Below are 16,867 nucleotides of genomic sequence, written 5' to 3'. Positions count from 1 at the left end.
TGGTGTTCGACGATCCGCAGTCCCCGGCCTGGACCCCTTTGCTGGAGGCGGCCTGGAAGGCCCGGGACCATGCCCATGCCCCCTATTCCCGGTTCCAGGTGGGTGCGGCCCTGCTGACGACCACGGGGGCCGTGTTCGGCGGTTGCAATGTGGAGAACGCCGCCTATCCCGTGTGCCTCTGCGCCGAGCGCGGCGCCCTGAGCGCAGCCGTGGCCGCGGGGCTGCAGCCCGGTGGCCTGGTGGCTGCCGTGGTGGTGACCGATGTGGCGGAACTCACGCCGCCCTGCGGAGCCTGCCGACAAGCACTGATCGAGTTCGCGGGCGAGCTGCCGGTGCTCCTGGCCAACCGCCACGCCCGCCAGCTCCACCGGCTGGAAAATCTGCTCCCCCACAGCTTTACGGGCGGACATTTTCGCTAGTTCAGGGCGGCTTCCACCGCCTACACTTTCCGAACCCCGCCGAGGCAGCTGAATGGCCATTGATCGCATCAAAGTCAAGAAGGAAGCCGACAAGCTCTTGACGGCGGGCAAGGTGGAACGGGCCATCGATGAGTTCCAGAAGCTCGTCGACGACAATCCAAAGGACTACAACACCCTGAACCAGATCGGCGACCTCTGCGTCCAGATCGGTCGGGTGAAGGAGGGCGTGGAGATCCACAAGCGCCTGGGCGGGGCCTATGAGCGGGACGGCTTCCATGCGCGCGCCGCGGCCATCTTCCAGAAGGTGGTGCGCAACGCCCCCGAGGACATCGACGCGGCCCAGCGCCTGGCGGACCTCTACCGCCAGATGAACAAGACCAGCGACGCCGTGAAGGTCCACCTCCAGGTGGCCGAGCACTTCCAGAAGAAGGGCCTCATCAAGCGGGCCCTGGAGGAGTTCAACAAGGTCGTCGACCTGGACCCCAAGAACCTGAAGATGAAGGTCAAGCTGGCGGACCTCTACAACAAGGAGGGCATGAAGGACCGCGCCGCGGGCATCTACCTCGAGGTGGCCGAGTCCCTGGCCATGGAGCAGATGCACGGCGAGGCCAACCAGATCCTCGAACGCGCCAAGGCGATGATCTCCACGCCCCAGGTCTACCTGACGCAGAGCCGCCTCGGCGTCATCCAGGGCGACTACACCACCGCCGCGCAGCACCTGCGCGAAGGGCTCACCAACAACCCCCGCAACACCGAGCTGCTGGAGGCCCTGGCCGAGATCGAGCTGCGCAGCGGCCACCCGGACCGCGCCCTCGAAGCCCTGGCGGAGGTGGCCCAGCTGCCCGAGAAGTCCCTGCCCCTCTGCGAGAAGGCCCTGCGCAACCTGGTCAACGGGGATCGTGCGGAAGAGGGCCTGCGGCTGTTCGCGCCCATCGCCCGGGAGCTCGCCCGTCGCGGCTCCGGCGACGTCATCGGCCGCAGCCTGCGCAACGCCCTCCAGGGGAACATCGGCATCGAGGGCTGGGTCCTGCTTGCCGAGATCGCCCACCAGAGCGGCAACCGGGCCGACCAGGTGCAGGCGCTCCAGAGCGCCTACGGCATGGCCTACCAGAACAACGACCAGGCGCTCATCAGCCACCTCGCGGGGCAGCTGCAGGGCATGGGCGTGGTTCCCGGCGCCGCCGCCCCGGCCCCCGCCACCTTCGCCCCCATCGGGCTCCCGGCGGGCTTCGAAGCCCGGTCTCCCCAGGAGATCACCCGCCACGGCGGCGAGACCGAGGTGGATCCGGTCAAGCGTCTGCGCATCGAGCAGTTCTCGCGCGAAGCCGAGGCCATGTTGCGCGGCGGCAGTCCCGAACGGGCCATCGAGACCTACAAGAAGGCCCTGGAGCTGGACCCCGCCGACCTCACGATCATCGAGGCCATCGTGGCGGTGCACCGGACCACGGGGCGCCTCACCCAGGTGCAGATGCAGTACGTGCAGAGCGCCCAGGCCCTGGTCCAGCTGGACCGCAAACGGGAGGCCGCGCATCTGCTGGACTTGGCGGAGCAGCTATTCCCGGGTTCCACGCGCATCCACCGCCGCGCCATGGGCCTGCCCGAACCGGGCGTGCTGCCCCCACCCGCCTCCCGCGCGGCCATCGGCCTGCCCGCCCCGGCGCCGATCCCGACCCCCTCCGCCCCGACCCAGCCCATCGCGCCGCCGCCGGCGGATGACCTGGACATGCTGATCGGCCTCGACCTTCCCGGCTTCGAAGTGCCGCCCCAGCGTCCTGCCCCCCCCCGGGCGGCCCAACCCATCGCCCTGGGCGATGGCCTGGAAGAGGCACTCCCCCTCCTTCCCGATCTCGACGCCCTGCCTCCGGATCCCTTCGCGCCTCCGGCCCTGCCGCCGGCTCCGGTCCCGCCAAGCCAGGAGCATGCCGCCCTCGAGCCTTCCGACTTGAGCTGGATGGACACCACGCTTACGGACTTCGCGCCCGAGATCGCCGCCTCCACCTCCGCGCCCACCGCACCTCTGCCGCCCATGCCCACCCGGCAGCTGGGGCAGGAGGTCATCGACGCCCTCTCCGCCCTGCCCGATCTGCCCGAGGTCGAAGCCACGCGGCCGGTCACGGTTCCCGCGCCGGAACCTGCCCCGATCGCACCCACGGTTCCCGAGCCGGTGGCCGAGGACATCGAGAGCCTGCTGGGCGACATCGACTTCCAGCTGGACTACGGCAGCCCCGAGGAAGCGAAGATCGAGATCGAGGCCGCCCTCCAGCAGTTCCCCGGACACCCCGATCTGCAGTCCCGGCTCAGCCGTGCGGAAGCCGCATTGCAGAAGCTGGGCCATGTCCCCAAGGCCAGCGCCCTCGACGAGAGCGACTTCGCCAACTCCTTCTTCGACCTCACCGACGTGCTGGGCACCGCCCTCATGGACAGTGGCGAAGGCGAGGAGATGCACGACGCCACCCACGTGGTGGAGAAGATCCAGAGCGTGGACGAGCTGTTCAGCGCCTTCCGCGAGGGCGTGGAGAAGCAGGTCAAGGGCGACGACTACGACACCCACTACAACCTGGGCATCGCCTACAAGGAGATGATGCTCATCGATCCCGCCATCGAGGAGTTCAAGATCGCCATGGGCGACCCCGAGCGCACCCTGGAGTGCTGCTCCATGCTCAGCATCTGCGAGCAGGCCCGGGGCGACCTCCCGGCCGCCGTGGAGTGGCTGCGCCAGGGCATCCTCGCCCCCGGCTTCCCGCCCGAGGACAGCATCGGCCTCCGCTATGACCTGGCCGAGATCTACCTCCAGCAGGGCCACACCAGCATGGCCGCCGAGGAGTTCAAGGCCGTCTACGAGATGGACCCCGACTACCGGGACGTGGCGGCGAGACTCGCCTAGCGGTTCGAAAAAGCTGGGACGGGATATCCTGTCAGCGTTTTCCGGTCATCCGACGACTCGGCTTCCACTCGCTCCCCAGGGCTGCAGGGCCTGCAGCGCGGGCTGGACGGGTTTGCCGGGGCGCTGGAGCTGGGTGAGCTCCAGGGCGCCATCCGAGGTGGTGAGCCAGGCGCCCTCCTTGCCCCAGACCAGCTGACCCGGATCGCGGTAGCAGGGACGCAGGGCGCCCACGCCGCAGACCTTGAGGATCTGGCCTTCCAGTTCAAGCTCGGAGCCCGGCCAGGGCCACAGGGCCCGCACCTGCCGGTGCAGGTCCGCCGCGGATCGGCGCCAGTCCAGGCGGCCCATCACCTTGCTGAGCTTCGGGGCATAGGTGGCCCGCCCGTGCTCCTGCTCCACCGGCTGGGCGCAGCCGCAGAGCAGCTTGGGCAGCTCGTCGAGGAGCAGGTCCGCCGCGTCCAGGGCCAGCTCGGTCAGCAGGCCCTCGGCGGTATCCTCCTGATTGATGGCGCGGTGGCTCTGGGCCAGCACCGGGCCCTCGTCCATGCCTGGCGTGAGGCGCATGAGGCTGACGCCGATTTCCTCGTCCCCGGCCAGCAGGGCATGGTTCACGGGCGCCGCGCCACGCCAACGGGGCAGCAGGGAGAAATGCAGGTTCCAGACCCCGCCAGGGCAGGAATCCAGCATCCACCTGGGCAGGAGGTGGCCATAGGCGACCACCAGGGCCAGGTCGATCTTCAGGCTTTCCCAGAGCTCGCGGGTCTCGGGCGCCTTCCAGCTCAGGGGCTGATGGATGGCCAGCCCCAGTTCCAGGGCCGCGGCCTTCACCGGCGGTGCCTCCAGGTGGCGGCCCCGGCCTGCGGGCCGGTCGGGATTGCAGAAGACCGCCTCGACCCCCTCCCCGGCCAGCGCCCGCAACGCCGGGACAGCCGCGCGGGGGGTGCCGAGGAAGGCGATCCGGGTCATCCCCGGGCCTGCTTCAGGTATTTCTTCTGGAGGAACTGCCGCTTCACGGGCCCGAAGTACTCCACGAAGAGCCGGCCCCGCAGGTGGTCGATCTCGTGGCAGAAGGCCCGGGCCATGAGATCCTCCCCGGTCAGCTCGTGCCAGCTGCCGTCCTGGGCCCGGTTGCGGATGGTCACCTTCTGGGGGCGCTCCAGCACCTCGCGGATGCCGGGGATGGAAAGGCAGCCCTCCGGGCCCACCTGGGAGCCCTCCTCCCGCGTGATCTCCGGGTTGATGAGGACGAGCCGCTGGGCCGGATCCTCCCCGCAGGAGCAGTCGATCACGGCCAGGTTGATGTTCCGGCCGATCTGGGGCGCCGCGAGGCCGACCCCCTCTTCGTCGAGGGCGGTCTCGAACATGTCCGCCACGAGCTGTTCCAGCTCGGGCGTCCAGTCCCCGACATCCTCGCTGTTCTTCTTGAGGCGGGGATCCCCCCAGGTGAGCACGGGCAAGACGGCCATTCAACCTCTCCAGCATTCCAGTGTAATCGATGGCCGTTCCCTTGTTAATCTGGGGGGTCCGTCTGGAGCCACGCATGCTTCGTTCTTTCCGCCAGGTCTTCAAATCCAACCGCACGCCCATGGCCGCGGTCATGATCGTCGTCCTCCTGGGTCTGGTCGCGTACCTGGCTCCCACGGGGGGCGCGATCTCCCGCGACACGGTCGTGGCCCGGGTCTACGGCCACGAAGTCACCATGCAGGAGCTGAGCGACCACATGCAGGAGCTCTACCAGCGCTACGGGAAGCAGGCCAGCCCCGAGGCCTTGAAGCCCTTCGTCCAGTCCCAGGCCCTCCGCGACCTCATGAACCAGAAGCTCATGGAGGAGCTGGCCGAGCGGCACCACGTGGTGGTGACCGACGAGGAGGTGGGCGCCCGGCTCCGGGCCTTCCTGCGCCAGTACCCCATGCTGCTGGATACCAAGGGCGGCTTGAAGCCCACGGCCGAACTGAAGCAGATCTTCCAGGAGACCGGGTTCAATCCCGCCTTGCAGGAGCGGGCCATCCGCTCCGAGCTGCTGCGCACCAAGCTGGTCCAGCAGTCCGCCCTGCAGGTGCCCGTGGACGAGGCCTGGATCGCCCAGGAGCATCGCCTGCGCAACGAAAAGGTCGCCTTCCAGCAGGTCGCGGTGCCCGTGGATGCCAGCGCCATCGCCGATCCCGGGGATGCCACCCTCGAAGGTTTCTACAAGGCCGGCGGCGAACGCTTCCTCCAGCCCCCCCGTCGCGTGATCCAGTTCGTGGCCGTGGACCGCGCCGCCCTGGGCAAGGACCTGGACGTGGATGAGGCCGCCCTGAAGGCCGCCTTCGAGGCTCGCAAGGGCGATACCACCGAGTTCAAGGCCCGCCACATCCTGTTCAAGGCCGAGGGCGATACCCAGATGCAGGAGGCCACCACCAAGGCCCAGCTGCTGCGCCAGCGCCTCGTCAAGGGCCTGGACTTCGCCAAGACGGCCGAAGAGCAGAGCGAGGATCCCAGCGCCAAGGGCAACGGCGGCGACCTGGGCTGGTTCACTGCCTCCAAGATGGTCAAGCCCTTCTCCGAGGCCGCCGCGGCCTTGAAGCCGGGTGAGATCAGCCAGCCCGTGCGCACCCAGTTCGGCATCCACCTCATCAAGCTGGAGGGGCGCCGCGAGAAGAAGTTCGAGGACGTGAAGGCCGAGCTGGCCCGCGAGATCTCCGGCAGCCGCTTCAACTCCCGGGCCCAGGAACGCCTCGAGCAGATCCGCAAGCGGGCGAACGGGGGCGACCTCGCCGCCGCCGCCAAGAGCCTGGGCAGCCCCGCCCAGCTGAGCCAGCCCTTCAGCAACGAGCCCTCCGCCCAGGTCGAGGGCCTCCCCGAGCTGTCCCAGATCGCCGCCGAGGTCTTCCGCATGAAGGTGGGCGACGTGTCGAAACCCCAGGCCTTCCCCGGCCGCCACCTGCTCTTCCGCGTCCAGGAGGAGCTGCCTGAGGCCGTACCCCCGTTCAAGGAGATCCGCGCCAAGGTCCTGGCGGCCTTCCGCGTGGAAGAGGCCCGCAAGCAGGCCGTCGCGAAGGCCCAGCAGGCCCTGAAGACCGGCGGCCTCCAGGCCGTGGGCCCCGTCACCGACCAGGCTGCCGCCCCCCTCAGCGGCATGCGCGACTTCGTCACCCACCCGGGCATCCGCAAGGCCCTCCTGGAGACGGCCGTCGGCCAGACCACCCCCGTGCTCTGGACCCAGGACGGCAAGCTCTGGGTGGCCAAGGTCACTTCCCGCGAACCGGCCCCGGCCCTCACCTTCGAGACCCGCCGCAGCCTCATCCAGGACGTGCAGACCACCGAAGCCCAGAAGCTGCTCTCCGCGGAATTGCAGTCCCTGGACCAGCAGGGCCGGCTGCGTCCGGGCTTCAGCAGCCTGTGGGGCCACTTCGGCGGCATCTACGTGAACACCGCCGCCGTGTCGGTGCAGATGGAAGACTGAGAGCTCAGACGGCCGTTCAGGAGGGCGCCAATCGGGGCGACGCCTCCAGGAGTTCCAGCAGGTGGGGGTGCGATGGAGCCGACAGGGTCCCGGCCGGGGCTTGGCACAGGGCCTCGCCATCCCGCAGCATGAGCAGCTGGTCGCAGAGGAGCCTCACCGGCTCCAGGTCGTGGCTCACCAGGAGCAGCGCGGTGCCCTCGGCCTTCAGGGCCAGCAGCAACGCCAGGAAGTGGCTCGCCAGGGTCGAGTCCAGGGCCGAGAAGGGCTCGTCCAGGACCAGCAGGGAGGGTTCGAGCATGAGGGCCCGCGCCAGCGCCAGCCGCTGGGCCAATCCGCCGGACCAGGAGCCGGGACGCTGAGCCAGGGCCGCTTCCGGAAACTTCACCTTCGCCGCCATGCGGGCGGCGGCCTCCCGCCGGGTGCGGGGGGTTCCGCGACTCCAGATCTCCAGCGGCTCCTGGAGGATCTCCCAGCCCGTGCGGTGAGGCGGCAGGCTGGCAAGCGCATCCTGGAAGACTGCCTGGATGCGGGGACGCCGAAACCTCCGCTCCCGCTCAGGCAGGGGCGACCAGGGCGCACCTTCGAAGGTGATCCGGCCCTCCGTCGGTTCCAGCAGGCCCAGCAGCAGGTTCAGCAGGGTGGTTTTTCCGGAACCGCTCGCGCCGACGACGCCCCAGGCTTCGCCCGGGGCGATGGTGAAAGACACGGCTTTCAGCGCCCAGCCTCCCTCACGCAGAAAGCCCAGGCCGTCTGCCCAGAGAAGGGGTCCTGCCGTCAGCGGATCACCTCGGCGCCCATGAAGGGCCGCAGCGCCTCGGGCACCACGATGCTGCCGTCGGCCTGCTGGTAGTTTTCGAGAATGGCCACCCAGGTGCGGCCCACGGCCAGGCCGCTGCCGTTCAGCGTGTGGGCGAAGGCGGGCTTGCCCTCCTTGCCCCTGGCGCGGATGTTGGCACGCCGCGCCTGGAAGTCGCCGAACCAGCTGCAGGAGCTGATCTCGCGGTAGGTGTTCTGCGAAGGCAGCCACACTTCCAGGTCGTAGGTCTTCTGGCTGCTGAAGCCCATGTCGCCCGTGCAGAGCAGCACCCGACGGTAGGGCAGGCCCAGCGCTTCGAGGATGGCCTCTGCATCCGCGGTGAGCTTCTCCAGCTCAGCCTCCGCCTGGTCGGCGGCGGCGAAAGTGACCAGCTCCACCTTGTGGAACTGGTGCTGGCGGATGATGCCCTTGGTATCCCGGCCGTAGCTGCCCGCCTCGCTGCGGAAGCAGGGCGTGAAGGCGCAGTGGCGCAGGGGCAGGGAATCCGCGTTCAGGATTTCGTCGCGGTAGAGGTTGGTGACGGGGACTTCCGCCGTGGGGATGAGGTAGAGCGGAGCGCCGTCCCCGCGCGAGGTCTTGAAGAGGTCCTGCTCGAACTTGGGCAGCTGGCCCGTGCCGTACATGCTCTCGGCGTTCACCAGGTAGGGCGGGATGACCTCGAGGTAGCCCGCAGCCGTCTGGCGGTCGAGCATGAAGGCGATGAGGGCCCGCTCCAGCTTGGCGCCCTGCCCCTTCAGCACCGAGAAGCGCGCGCCGCTGATCTTGGCGGCCCGATCCAGATCCAGGATGCCGAGCGAGGTGCCCAGCTCCACGTGATCCTTGGGTGCCTCGATGCTGGGAACCTGGCCCCAGCGCTTGACCTCGACATTGGCGTGCTCGTCGCGGCCCGGAGGCACGCTGGCGTGGGGCGGATTGGGGATGCCGGCCAGGAAGTCCTTGAAGGCCGCCTCGATCTCGCGCTCGGCCGCCTCCAGTTCCTTCAGCTTGTCGCCCACCTCGCGCTGCTGGGCGATGAGGTGGTCCGCGTTCTCCTTGGCCCGCTTGAGGCGGCCCACTTCCTCGCTCACGCGGTTGCGCTCGCCTTTCAGGGCCTCGGCCTCCTGCAGGGCGGCGCGGCGGCGCTGGTCCAGTTCCTGATAGCGGGCCCGGTCCAGGGTGTAGCCCCGCTCGGAGAGGCGGGCCGCCACGGCGTCGAGGTCGTTGCGGAGGAGGTTGGCGTCCAACATGGAGGTGTCCTGGAAATGTGTAGTTTACCTTGCTCCAAACGCGCCCACGGCGCGTTTGGAGATGGCCTTCGGCTGAAGGATCAGGCTTGCGGCCAAGCCCCTTCCGGCGTGGGCTCGCCCGCCCAGGCGGCCCTGAACGCCTCCCGGGCGTCGGCCACCCCGCCCCCGGCGCCCAGCACCAGGCCCAGCTTGGCCAGGGCGGCCCAGCGGGTGTGCAGGCCGCCCGAGATGGCGCCCAGGTCCTCCAGCTTCCGTCCCATCTCGTAGGCGGACAGATCGACGCCGCCATGGGGGCACTGCGAGGTCACCACCACGGGCAGCTGGCGCTGGCGGCAGTCCTCCAGGAATGCCCGCAGGTCAGGACGGTCCATGGGCAGGTTGCCGGCGCCAAAGGCCTGGATGAGGACGGCCCGGGCCCCGGCGGGCGCGGGGAACCAGGCCATGCCCGGATGGGGCGTGACCGTACGGACCGTGAGGTCCAGCTCGGCGCCCAGCCCGGCGGGCACCTGCCGGGGGAACCTGCCCGCCTCGGGATGCAGGCGGATCTCGGCACCGATCTCGGCCAAGGGCGGCAGGTTGGGGCTCTGGAAGGCCTCGAACTGGCTCACGCTCAGCTTGTCGGCGGCCACGCCCCGCAGCCAGTGGGTGCCGAAGCAGATGCCCACTTCGGGGATGGCGCGGCAGGCCAGGTCCACGGCGTTGACGAGGTTGCTGCGGGCATCACTGCGCACGAAGGCCAGGGGACGCTGGCTGCCCGTGAGCACCACGGGCTTGCCGAGATCCGCCAGCAGGAAGCCCAGCACCGAGCCCGTGAAGGCCATGGTGTCGGTGCCATGGATGATGACGAAGCCGTCGAAACTCCCCGCCGCCGACCGCACCCGCCGGGCCAGGGCCAGGATGTTCGCAGGTTCCATGCAGGCCGAATCCTGGTTGAAGGGCACCTCCACCGACAGCTCTGCCAGCTGGCCCAGCTCCGGCACCTGCTCCAGCAGGTGGTCCAGGAACTTCCCGGGTGCCAGGGAGGCGGGCTCCCCGCTGGGGGCCATGCCGAGGGTGCCGCCGGTGTGGAGGAGGAGGATCTTTCGCATGGGATGAGTCTACAAGCTAGAGCCGGAGGCTGGAGCGACTCCCGACCCGGTACACTGATCCATCGATGCGCCGCATCCCCCGAACCATCCAGCTGATCGTGGCCCGCTACCTGCGGCGGCTGCTCAGGAACCGCCTCGACGGCCAGCAGCTCCAGGCGGCGGTGGAATCGGCCCTGGCCACGCTGCCGATCCAGGAGAAGCTGCTGGTGCGCGAAGGGGCGCTGCGCTCCGAAACCCTCAACCGCCAGCTGGCCTGGGCCATGGCCTTCGTGGCTGGCGCGGTGAACGCCGGCGGCTTCCTGGCGGTGAGCCACTACACGTCCCACATGACCGGCGTCGTCTCATCCATGGCCGACGAGCTGGCGGACGGCGACCTCACCACTGCACTCGCGGCCCTGGCCATGATGCTCAGCTTCCTGGGCGGCGCCTTCGTCTGCACCACGCTCATCAGCTTCGGGCAGCGGCACCGCATGCGCAGCCGCTACGCGCTTACTCTCGCGCTCGAGGCCGTGCTGATGCTGATCTTCGGATTCATGGGGAACCGCCTCCAGCAGGAGATCCAGTTCACGCTGCCCATGACCGTCATGCTGCTCTGCTTCATCATGGGCCTGCACAACGCCGTGACCTCCATCATCTCCGGCGCGGCCGTGCGCACCACGCACCTGACGGGCACCGTGACGGACATCGGCATCGAGCTGAGCAAACTCACCTACGTGAACGTCCACAACCGCCACGGCCGCGAGCGCATCGTCGCCAACCGCCAGAAGCTGACCCTGCTGCTGCTGATCCTCGCGTCCTTCCTCGGCGGCGGCGTGGTGGGCGCCCTCGGGTTCCGGCACGTCGGCTTCAAGGTGACGGTGCCCCTCGCCGGGTTCCTGTGCTTCCTCGCGGCCCGCCCCCTGCTGCTGGAGCTGCGGCTCCTGCTCCATCGCCTGAAGCGACAGTGGGCCCCAGCGGAACAGGACGCCTCGCACGACGCCTGAGGCCGCTCAGAGCACCTCCAGGCCGCTCATCCTTTCGACGCCCTCGATCTTCCGCGTCCGCACCGCCCCCTGGCCGCCGATGAGCAGGCGGCACCCTGCGGGCAGCCGGTCCTTCAGGTCCATGAGCAGGCGCCGGGTCGTCTCCCCCGAGCTCTGGATGGACAGGCTGACGGCCACGCGATCCACCTTCAACGCCCGGGCAGCCTGGGCGATGCTCGCCACGGGGAGATCCACACCCAGGAGCTCGGTCCGGATGCCCTGGGAGGCGTAGGCCAGGGCCGCCATGAGCAGCCCCAGCCGATGCCGTTCACCCGGCAGGGTGCACAGCAGCACGGAGCCAAGGCCCGGCAGGATCCGGCAGTCCAGGCGCAGCTGCCGCAGCAGGTCCTCCAGCACCTCCGTGACCAGGTGCTCGTGGTGGATGTCGATGGTCCCATCCGCCCAGGCCATGCCCACCCGGTCCAGCAGGGGCGCCACCACCTGCTGGAGGAAGGGCTTCCAGCCCAGCTGTCCGATCGATTCTTTCAGGAGCCCGCGCATCCCGTCCGTGTCCAGGGCCGCGACGGCCTCGAACAGCCGCTCCACCCGGGGGTTGTCCCTGGGGATCAGCAGCCGCTTCAGGGCTGCCTCCCCGGTCCTGGCCACCAGGGAGGGGCGATGCCCCTGGGCGACGGCCTCGGCCATGAGCCTCAGCTGGTGCAGGTCCTCCTGCCGATAGCGCCGGTGGCCCGAGGGCAGCCGGACCGGCACGGGGAATCCGTAGCGGCGCTCCCAGACCCGCACCACGTCCGCCGAGAGCCCGGTCTCCGAACAGATGTCCCCGATGCTCAACAACCCTGGCTCGACCTTGGCCATGATTCCCCCATCCACGGAATCATGATAATCCGTCTCAACAGATTGTCTAAATTTATATCAAGACAATCTAGACGGCGACGACGGTGGCCTTCACCTCATCGAAGCCCTGATCACTGGTGCAGCTCACCACCACGGCGCACTGGCCCGGCTGGCTCGGGGGCAGCTGGACCTCGCCCACGAAGAAGCCATCGACGCCGGTTTTCCCCGAGAGCAGGCCCGTGGCCTTCTTGAGGCTGGACACGAGCTTCACTGCGACCTCGGCCCCGGAGACGGGACTCTGGCTCTGGCAGAGCCGCGCGCGGACCTGCACCTTGAACAGGCTTCCGAAGGCCGGCTTCAGGGGCTGGTCCAGCACCAGCTCCAGGGTGTCCACATCGCCTTCCTGCTGAAGGAACTCCAGGATGGCCTGGTCCAGGGGACGGTCGTTGAAGGCCTGCTGCTCCAGCAGATCCGGAGGCGTGAGGTCGTACTTCCCGTTCTTGATGTCCCGGATGACCGCGCGGTGCTGCTCGTCCATGCGGCTCTGGATCACGGATTCGGTAATCGGCGGGGCCACAATCAGATCCTCGTAGGAGGACCGGTAGCTGTCCAGGATCTCGCCCCCCACGTAGATGAGGGTTTCGATCTTGGGGTTGGACAGGCCCTTGTCTTCCGTCTGCACATGGAAGACCCGGTTCCCGTGGCGCACATCCGTGTTGTAGCCGGTGATCATGAGGGGAACCTGGTGGACAGCCTGGGAAACAGGGGGACAGAGCGCTTCATGCGCCTAATGTTGCAATCTTCCCGCCAGATCCGGCATGACTTCCCAGGCGATCTCCCGAAGCACCTGATCACCCATGCGGGCCACCACGGCCTTGACCAGGGCATCCACCAGCACCGGGTCGGCCAGAAGGGCCTGCACCAGGGCCTGCGCCTGCTCGGAGGAGACGGGCACCGCGGAACCCGGGACCACCTGACCAGGAACGGCAGGCACCTGACCACCTGCGGCAGGCCCCTCGGCTTCGACGGGCGCGACAAGGGCGGGTTCCGGGTTCGCCGGGGCAGGCTCGGGAACCTCCGGCGCCGCGATTTCATGCACCACCAGGCCCGCCGCCGCAGCCACGCCCATGCCACCGATGAGGGAGGCCGCATCAGGAAGGCCGGCGAAGGCATCGTCGTCCTCCACCATTTCCACGGCCGGAACGGGTTCAGGTTCCGGGAGGGTCATCTGGAAATCAGCCGGCAGGGCCTCCAGCTCTTCAAGACCGGAGAGGGTGACCAGCGCATCGTCGTCGGCGAGCACCGCCGCCGGGTCGAAATCGGGCAGGACGGGTTCGGGCTGGTCCTCGAAGGCCGGAACCACCGGGGGCAGCGCCTCGCTGGTCAGGTCCTGGAGGCTGTCGAGGTCCAGCTCCTCCAGCTCCAGATGGACATCCGAGTGAACCGGGGCGGCAAAGTCCGGCTCCGGAAGCACCGGCTCAGCCTCTTCCGGCCAGAGATCCTCGGCGGTCAGCACCAGCAGATCGTCGTCGGGTTCGGGCACGGGCAGGTCCGCCACCTCGGGTGCGCTGGGCGCCGCCGCCGGCTCGGGCCGCAGCTCGGGCAGGGCCTCTTCGGCCCGCCTCACCAGATCCCGGGCCGGCGTCGCGGGCACGGTGCTGAAGGGGGAGGGAGTCGCCACGACAGGCGTGGCCAACAGGGCCTTCACCCGATCACCCAGTTCGCGCAGCTCGATGGGCTTCTTCAGAAAGCCCTGGATGGGAGCCTTCGCCAGCTTGGCGGGATCCACGGGATCCAGCACGCCGGCCATGAGCGCGATGGGCATCTGGGCCGTGGCTTCCAGGGCGCGCAGGCGGGTCAGCAGGGTCCAGCCGTCCATGCCGGGCATGGCCGTGTCCACCAGGGCCACATCGAAGCGCTCGCCCCGCTCCAAGCGATCCAGGGCCTCTGCGGCGGAATCCACGCAGATGAGCTCCACATCCGTGGGAGCCAGGAGGGATTCGGCAATCCGGTGAATGCTGGGATTGTCGTCCACGAGGAGGAGACGCGGCATCGGAAACCTCGGGAAGCCGGGAGGAAGAAAGAGTGGCTGGGCACAACGCTACCAGAAATGTGCACTTCGATAACAATGGTTCGCTTCAGCGCAGCAGCTTCTTGAGAATCCGGACCCGCTCGACTTCCACAAGGCGGACCATCAGGACCCGGTCCCCCACCCAGATCCAGGCCACGCCGAAGGGCTCCCGCAGGGCGATCTCCGGCCCCCGCGGCAGCCAGCCCTTCACCGAGGCCCTGAGCCCCATGGCCGAGCGCCACTCGGCCCGATAGGACTCGAACAGGGCCTGCCGCTGCCGCTCGGGCGGCAGGGCGCTCTCGTTCCAGCGCTGATCCCAGGCGTCGAAGGCTCCGCTCTCGCGCCAGGCCCAGGCGGCATCCCAGGCCGGCCAGGGCAACGCGTCGGGAGCCACCGCGGTCCAGTCGGCCTTGGCCACGGGGCTGAGCTTGCGGACCATGTCCTCGCCCGGAAGGGCCTCCACCAGGGCCATGCGCTGGGGCGGGTGGGCATTCAGCACGCCGGGGCCGGCGGCCAGGCGGCGCCAGCGGGGGCCCTCCAGCCCCCAAAGCGTCCATCCCGAGGCGCCACCATGCCAGAGGCGATCGCCGTGGGGCATCCACACGCGGTCTCCCGTGTGCCACGGCAACTCGACCCGCAGGCCCGGAAGATCCTGGCCATCCTCGGACAGGGCCTCCGTCTTCGTGGCAATGCCCTTGGGCGGCGCCGGCAGGCCGGGCTCGTCCCAGGCCGCGAGGGTCGCTTCCCCGGGTTCCGCATCCACGGGCAGCGCGCTGAGCAGCAGCTTTGATTCTCCGGGCTCGGAGAGGCCGACCAGTACGGCCCGGCCATCCCAGCTGAAGCGGCTCCAGGGGCCGGACTGCGCGGACCAGAGCACGCGACCCTCCGGAATTTCCAGCAGGCGGCTCTCGAAGCGGGCCGGACCCATCTGCAGGGTCACCAGCAGGCGGCTGCCCTTGGCAGGATCCAGACGGGCCGAGCAGAGCGGGGCGTCGAAGCGGTAGTGCCGCCACTCCAGCCCCCGCCACAGCACCACCTCGCTGCGGCCCCCGGGGCCGTTCAGCGCGAGCCCCTGATCCGCCAGATAGGGCGAGGCCGGCTCCCAGGGCGTGCCGAAGCCGCCCTCGAAGGGCCAGGCATCGGGCTGGTCCGGATCCTGGGTGCCCTGGAAGCGCGGTGCCCAGCCATCGGCCAGCCGGAATTCCGACTGGGCCTCGTAGCCCCCCAGGTTCATGATCGCGGGCGACTCCACGGCCGTGACGCCCCCGGCGCTGACCGGACGCGGCGCTTGCACCACCGCGAAGAGCAGCAGCATGGCGGCGATGAAGAGGCTGGCGATGATGTACCGTTGGGGGATCACAAGGTTTCCGGTGCCTTTGCACCATCATGCCCCACCCCGGCGGGAGGCCGGTCCCAGATGAAGCACAAATCCGCCATCGAGACCGAGCTGAAACTGCGCATCCCGGCCACGGGTCCCTACCGGCCCCTGCTGGAGGCCCTGGGCTTCCATGAAGTCCACCCCGCCCAGGCCGAGATCAGCGTGCTCTGGGACCGGGACGGGTCGCTCCGCGCCGTGGGATCGGCCCTGCGCACGCGATCCTATGCGGGCCAGTCACGGCTCACCTGGAAGGGGCCGAAGATCCCCGACGCCATGCTGAAGATCCGCCCCGAGCAGGAAAGCGGCATCGAGAATCCTGAAGCCCTGGAGGCCATCCTCCGGGCCCTCGGCTACGCGCCCGTGATGCGCATGGAGAAGGTGCGCGCCGTGTGGGAGCGGACGGAGCTGGAGGCCTGCCTCGATGAGACGCCCTTCGGCTGCTACCTGGAACTGGAGGGGGATCCCCAGGCCATCCGTGTGGCCATGGAGAGCCTGGGCCTCGCCCCCGACCGCGCCGAGACCCGCAGTTACCCCGAGCTCTTCGCGGCGAACGGGCTGGGCTAGACCTTCAGCACCCGGTCCAGGTCGTCGATCAGGTCGCGGACATCCTCCACGCCCACGCTCAGGCGCAGCAGGTTGTCGTTGATGCCCAGGCGCTGGCGGTCGGCCTCGGGCACGCTGCCGTGGGTCATGCTGGCCGGGTGGCAGACGAGGCTTTCCACGCCGCCGAGGCTTTCGGCCAGGGAGAACACCTTGAACGCCGAGGCCATGCGGCGGGTGCGCTCGGCATCGCCGGTATCGAAGCTCACGATGCCCGAGAAGCCCTTCATCTGCTGCTTGGCCAGGGCGTGCTGGGGATGGGATTCCAGGCCCGGATAGTAGACACGCTGCAGGTCCTTGCGGCCCTCCAGCCAGCGGGCGATGGTGAGGGCGCTGGCATTGTGGCGCTCCATGCGCAGGTGCAGGGTCTTGGTGCCGCGCAGGATGAGCCAGGACTCCATGGGCGAGAGGATGCCGCCAGCGGCCTTCTGGTGGAAGCGCAGGCCCTCGGCGATGTCTTCGCGGTTGGTGATGGCGATGCCGCCGATGGAGTCGCTGTGGCCATTCAGGTACTTCGTCGTGGAGTGGAAGACCAGGTCCGCGCCCAGTTCCAGGGGCCGCTGGTTGAAGGGCGTGGCGAAGGTGTTGTCCACCGCCAGCACGGCGGTGCAGCCCATCAGGGTCATCACCTGGCGCACGCCGGGGATGTCGGTGATCCCCAGCATGGGATTGGTGGGCGTCTCCAGCATCACCAGCTTCGTGTTAGGCCGCAGGGCCGCCTTGAAGGCGGCGAGATCACCCGTGTCCACCTGGGTGTAGGTGAGGCCGAACCGGGTCATCACCTTGTCCAGCAGGCGGAAGGTGCCGCCGTACACGTTGTCGCCCAGCACCACGTGGTCGCCGCTGGAAAGCTGCTCGAAGATGGCCTGCACCGCCGCCATGCCCGAACCGAAGGCCATGCCGTGGGCACCGCCTTCCAGGGCCGCGAGGTTGGCCTCCACCGCGTCGCGGGTGGGGTTGCGCACGCGGGCGTAGTCGAAGCCCTTGTTGATGCCCAGCCCCTCCTGGATGTAGGTGCTGGTGAAGTACACAGGCGTCATGATGGCGCCATTGGTGGGGTCCGGCGCCTGGCCGGCGTGGATGCAGAGCGTGTCGAAGCGGCCTTTGTGGTCCATGGCGCTA

15 protein-coding genes are annotated in these 16,867 nt (G+C 69.1%); 5 read left to right on the top strand and 10 right to left on the bottom strand.

From position 1 onward, the window contains the following. Positions 1-2: 2 nt before the first annotated feature. Complete coding sequence (locus QOZ81_RS01535; protein WP_291202649.1) at positions 3-419, top strand: cytidine deaminase; 417 nt, start codon at positions 3-5, stop codon at positions 417-419. Between the two features lie 52 nt (positions 420-471). Continuing rightward, positions 472-3,303, top strand: coding sequence for a tetratricopeptide repeat protein (locus tag QOZ81_RS01530; protein ID WP_291202651.1), 2,832 nt, complete (start codon positions 472-474; stop codon positions 3,301-3,303). A 45-nt stretch (positions 3,304-3,348) separates the two neighbouring features. Here the strand turns inward: QOZ81_RS01530 and fmt are convergent, their stop codons facing one another. Next, positions 3,349-4,269 (bottom strand): methionyl-tRNA formyltransferase, encoded by a 921-nt coding sequence (fmt, locus tag QOZ81_RS01525; RefSeq protein ID WP_291202654.1) that lies wholly within the window; start codon positions 4,267-4,269, stop codon positions 3,349-3,351. Continuing rightward, complete coding sequence (gene def, locus QOZ81_RS01520) at positions 4,266-4,769, bottom strand: peptide deformylase (protein ID WP_291202657.1); 504 nt, start codon at positions 4,767-4,769, stop codon at positions 4,266-4,268. Before def ends, fmt begins: the two co-directional genes overlap by 4 nt. A 74-nt stretch (positions 4,770-4,843) precedes the next feature. On the opposite strand from def, the gene QOZ81_RS01515 reads away from it, so the two are divergent. After that, positions 4,844-6,748: a peptidylprolyl isomerase gene (locus QOZ81_RS01515; protein ID WP_291202660.1), complete on the top strand. Its 1,905-nt coding sequence runs from the start codon at positions 4,844-4,846 to the stop codon at positions 6,746-6,748. A gap of 16 nt (positions 6,749-6,764) precedes the next feature. On the opposite strand, the gene QOZ81_RS01510 is transcribed toward QOZ81_RS01515, so the two are convergent. The 3 genes from QOZ81_RS01510 to QOZ81_RS01500 form a co-directional block, all read right to left on the bottom strand. After that, positions 6,765-7,454 carry an ATP-binding cassette domain-containing protein gene (locus QOZ81_RS01510; protein WP_291202663.1) on the bottom strand — a complete coding sequence of 230 codons (690 nt, stop codon included), beginning with the start codon at positions 7,452-7,454 and terminating at the stop codon, positions 6,765-6,767. A 68-nt stretch (positions 7,455-7,522) separates the two neighbouring features. Next, positions 7,523-8,791, bottom strand: a complete 1,269-nt coding sequence (serS, locus tag QOZ81_RS01505; protein ID WP_291202666.1) for a serine--tRNA ligase — start codon at positions 8,789-8,791, stop codon at positions 7,523-7,525. A gap of 80 nt (positions 8,792-8,871) precedes the next feature. Beyond that, positions 8,872-9,879: an asparaginase gene (locus QOZ81_RS01500; RefSeq protein WP_291202669.1), complete on the bottom strand. Its 1,008-nt coding sequence runs from the start codon at positions 9,877-9,879 to the stop codon at positions 8,872-8,874. Between the two features lie 65 nt (positions 9,880-9,944). Between QOZ81_RS01500 and QOZ81_RS01495 the strand changes: the two genes are divergently transcribed. After that, positions 9,945-10,862: a YoaK family protein gene (locus tag QOZ81_RS01495; RefSeq protein WP_291202672.1), complete on the top strand. Its 918-nt coding sequence runs from the start codon at positions 9,945-9,947 to the stop codon at positions 10,860-10,862. Between the two features lie 6 nt (positions 10,863-10,868). On the opposite strand, the gene QOZ81_RS01490 is transcribed toward QOZ81_RS01495, so the two are convergent. The 4 genes from QOZ81_RS01490 to QOZ81_RS01475 all read right to left on the bottom strand — a co-directional run bounded on the left by QOZ81_RS01490 (position 10,869) and on the right by QOZ81_RS01475 (position 15,127). After that, on the bottom strand, positions 10,869-11,717 hold the full coding sequence (locus tag QOZ81_RS01490; protein WP_291202675.1) for a MerR family transcriptional regulator: 849 nt from the start codon (positions 11,715-11,717) through the stop codon (positions 10,869-10,871). Positions 11,718-11,784: 67 nt separating this feature from the next. After that, positions 11,785-12,429, bottom strand: coding sequence for a hypothetical protein (locus tag QOZ81_RS01485; protein ID WP_291202678.1), 645 nt, complete (start codon positions 12,427-12,429; stop codon positions 11,785-11,787). A 54-nt stretch (positions 12,430-12,483) separates the two neighbouring features. Continuing rightward, positions 12,484-13,749 (bottom strand): response regulator, encoded by a 1,266-nt coding sequence (locus QOZ81_RS01480; RefSeq protein WP_291202681.1) that lies wholly within the window; start codon positions 13,747-13,749, stop codon positions 12,484-12,486. An 85-nt stretch (positions 13,750-13,834) separates the two neighbouring features. Further along, positions 13,835-15,127 (bottom strand): hypothetical protein, encoded by a 1,293-nt coding sequence (locus QOZ81_RS01475; RefSeq protein ID WP_291202684.1) that lies wholly within the window; start codon positions 15,125-15,127, stop codon positions 13,835-13,837. A gap of 57 nt (positions 15,128-15,184) precedes the next feature. Between QOZ81_RS01475 and QOZ81_RS01470 the strand changes: the two genes are divergently transcribed. Beyond that, positions 15,185-15,709, top strand: coding sequence for a class IV adenylate cyclase (locus tag QOZ81_RS01470; protein WP_291202687.1), 525 nt, complete (start codon positions 15,185-15,187; stop codon positions 15,707-15,709). On the opposite strand, the gene QOZ81_RS01465 is transcribed toward QOZ81_RS01470, so the two are convergent. After that, a complete protein-coding gene (locus QOZ81_RS01465) occupies positions 15,706-16,860 on the bottom strand; it encodes a trans-sulfuration enzyme family protein (protein ID WP_291202690.1) in 1,155 nt (384 codons plus the stop codon). The genes QOZ81_RS01470 and QOZ81_RS01465 overlap by 4 nt on opposite strands. Between the last annotated feature and the right edge of the window lie 7 nt (positions 16,861-16,867).

This window comes from Geothrix sp. (genome assembly GCF_030219325.1).
Lineage (GTDB): Bacteria > Acidobacteriota > Holophagae > Holophagales > Holophagaceae > Geothrix.
The sequence above is the reverse complement of the archived record's forward strand: the minus strand, read 5'-3'. Positions and strand labels throughout refer to the sequence as shown.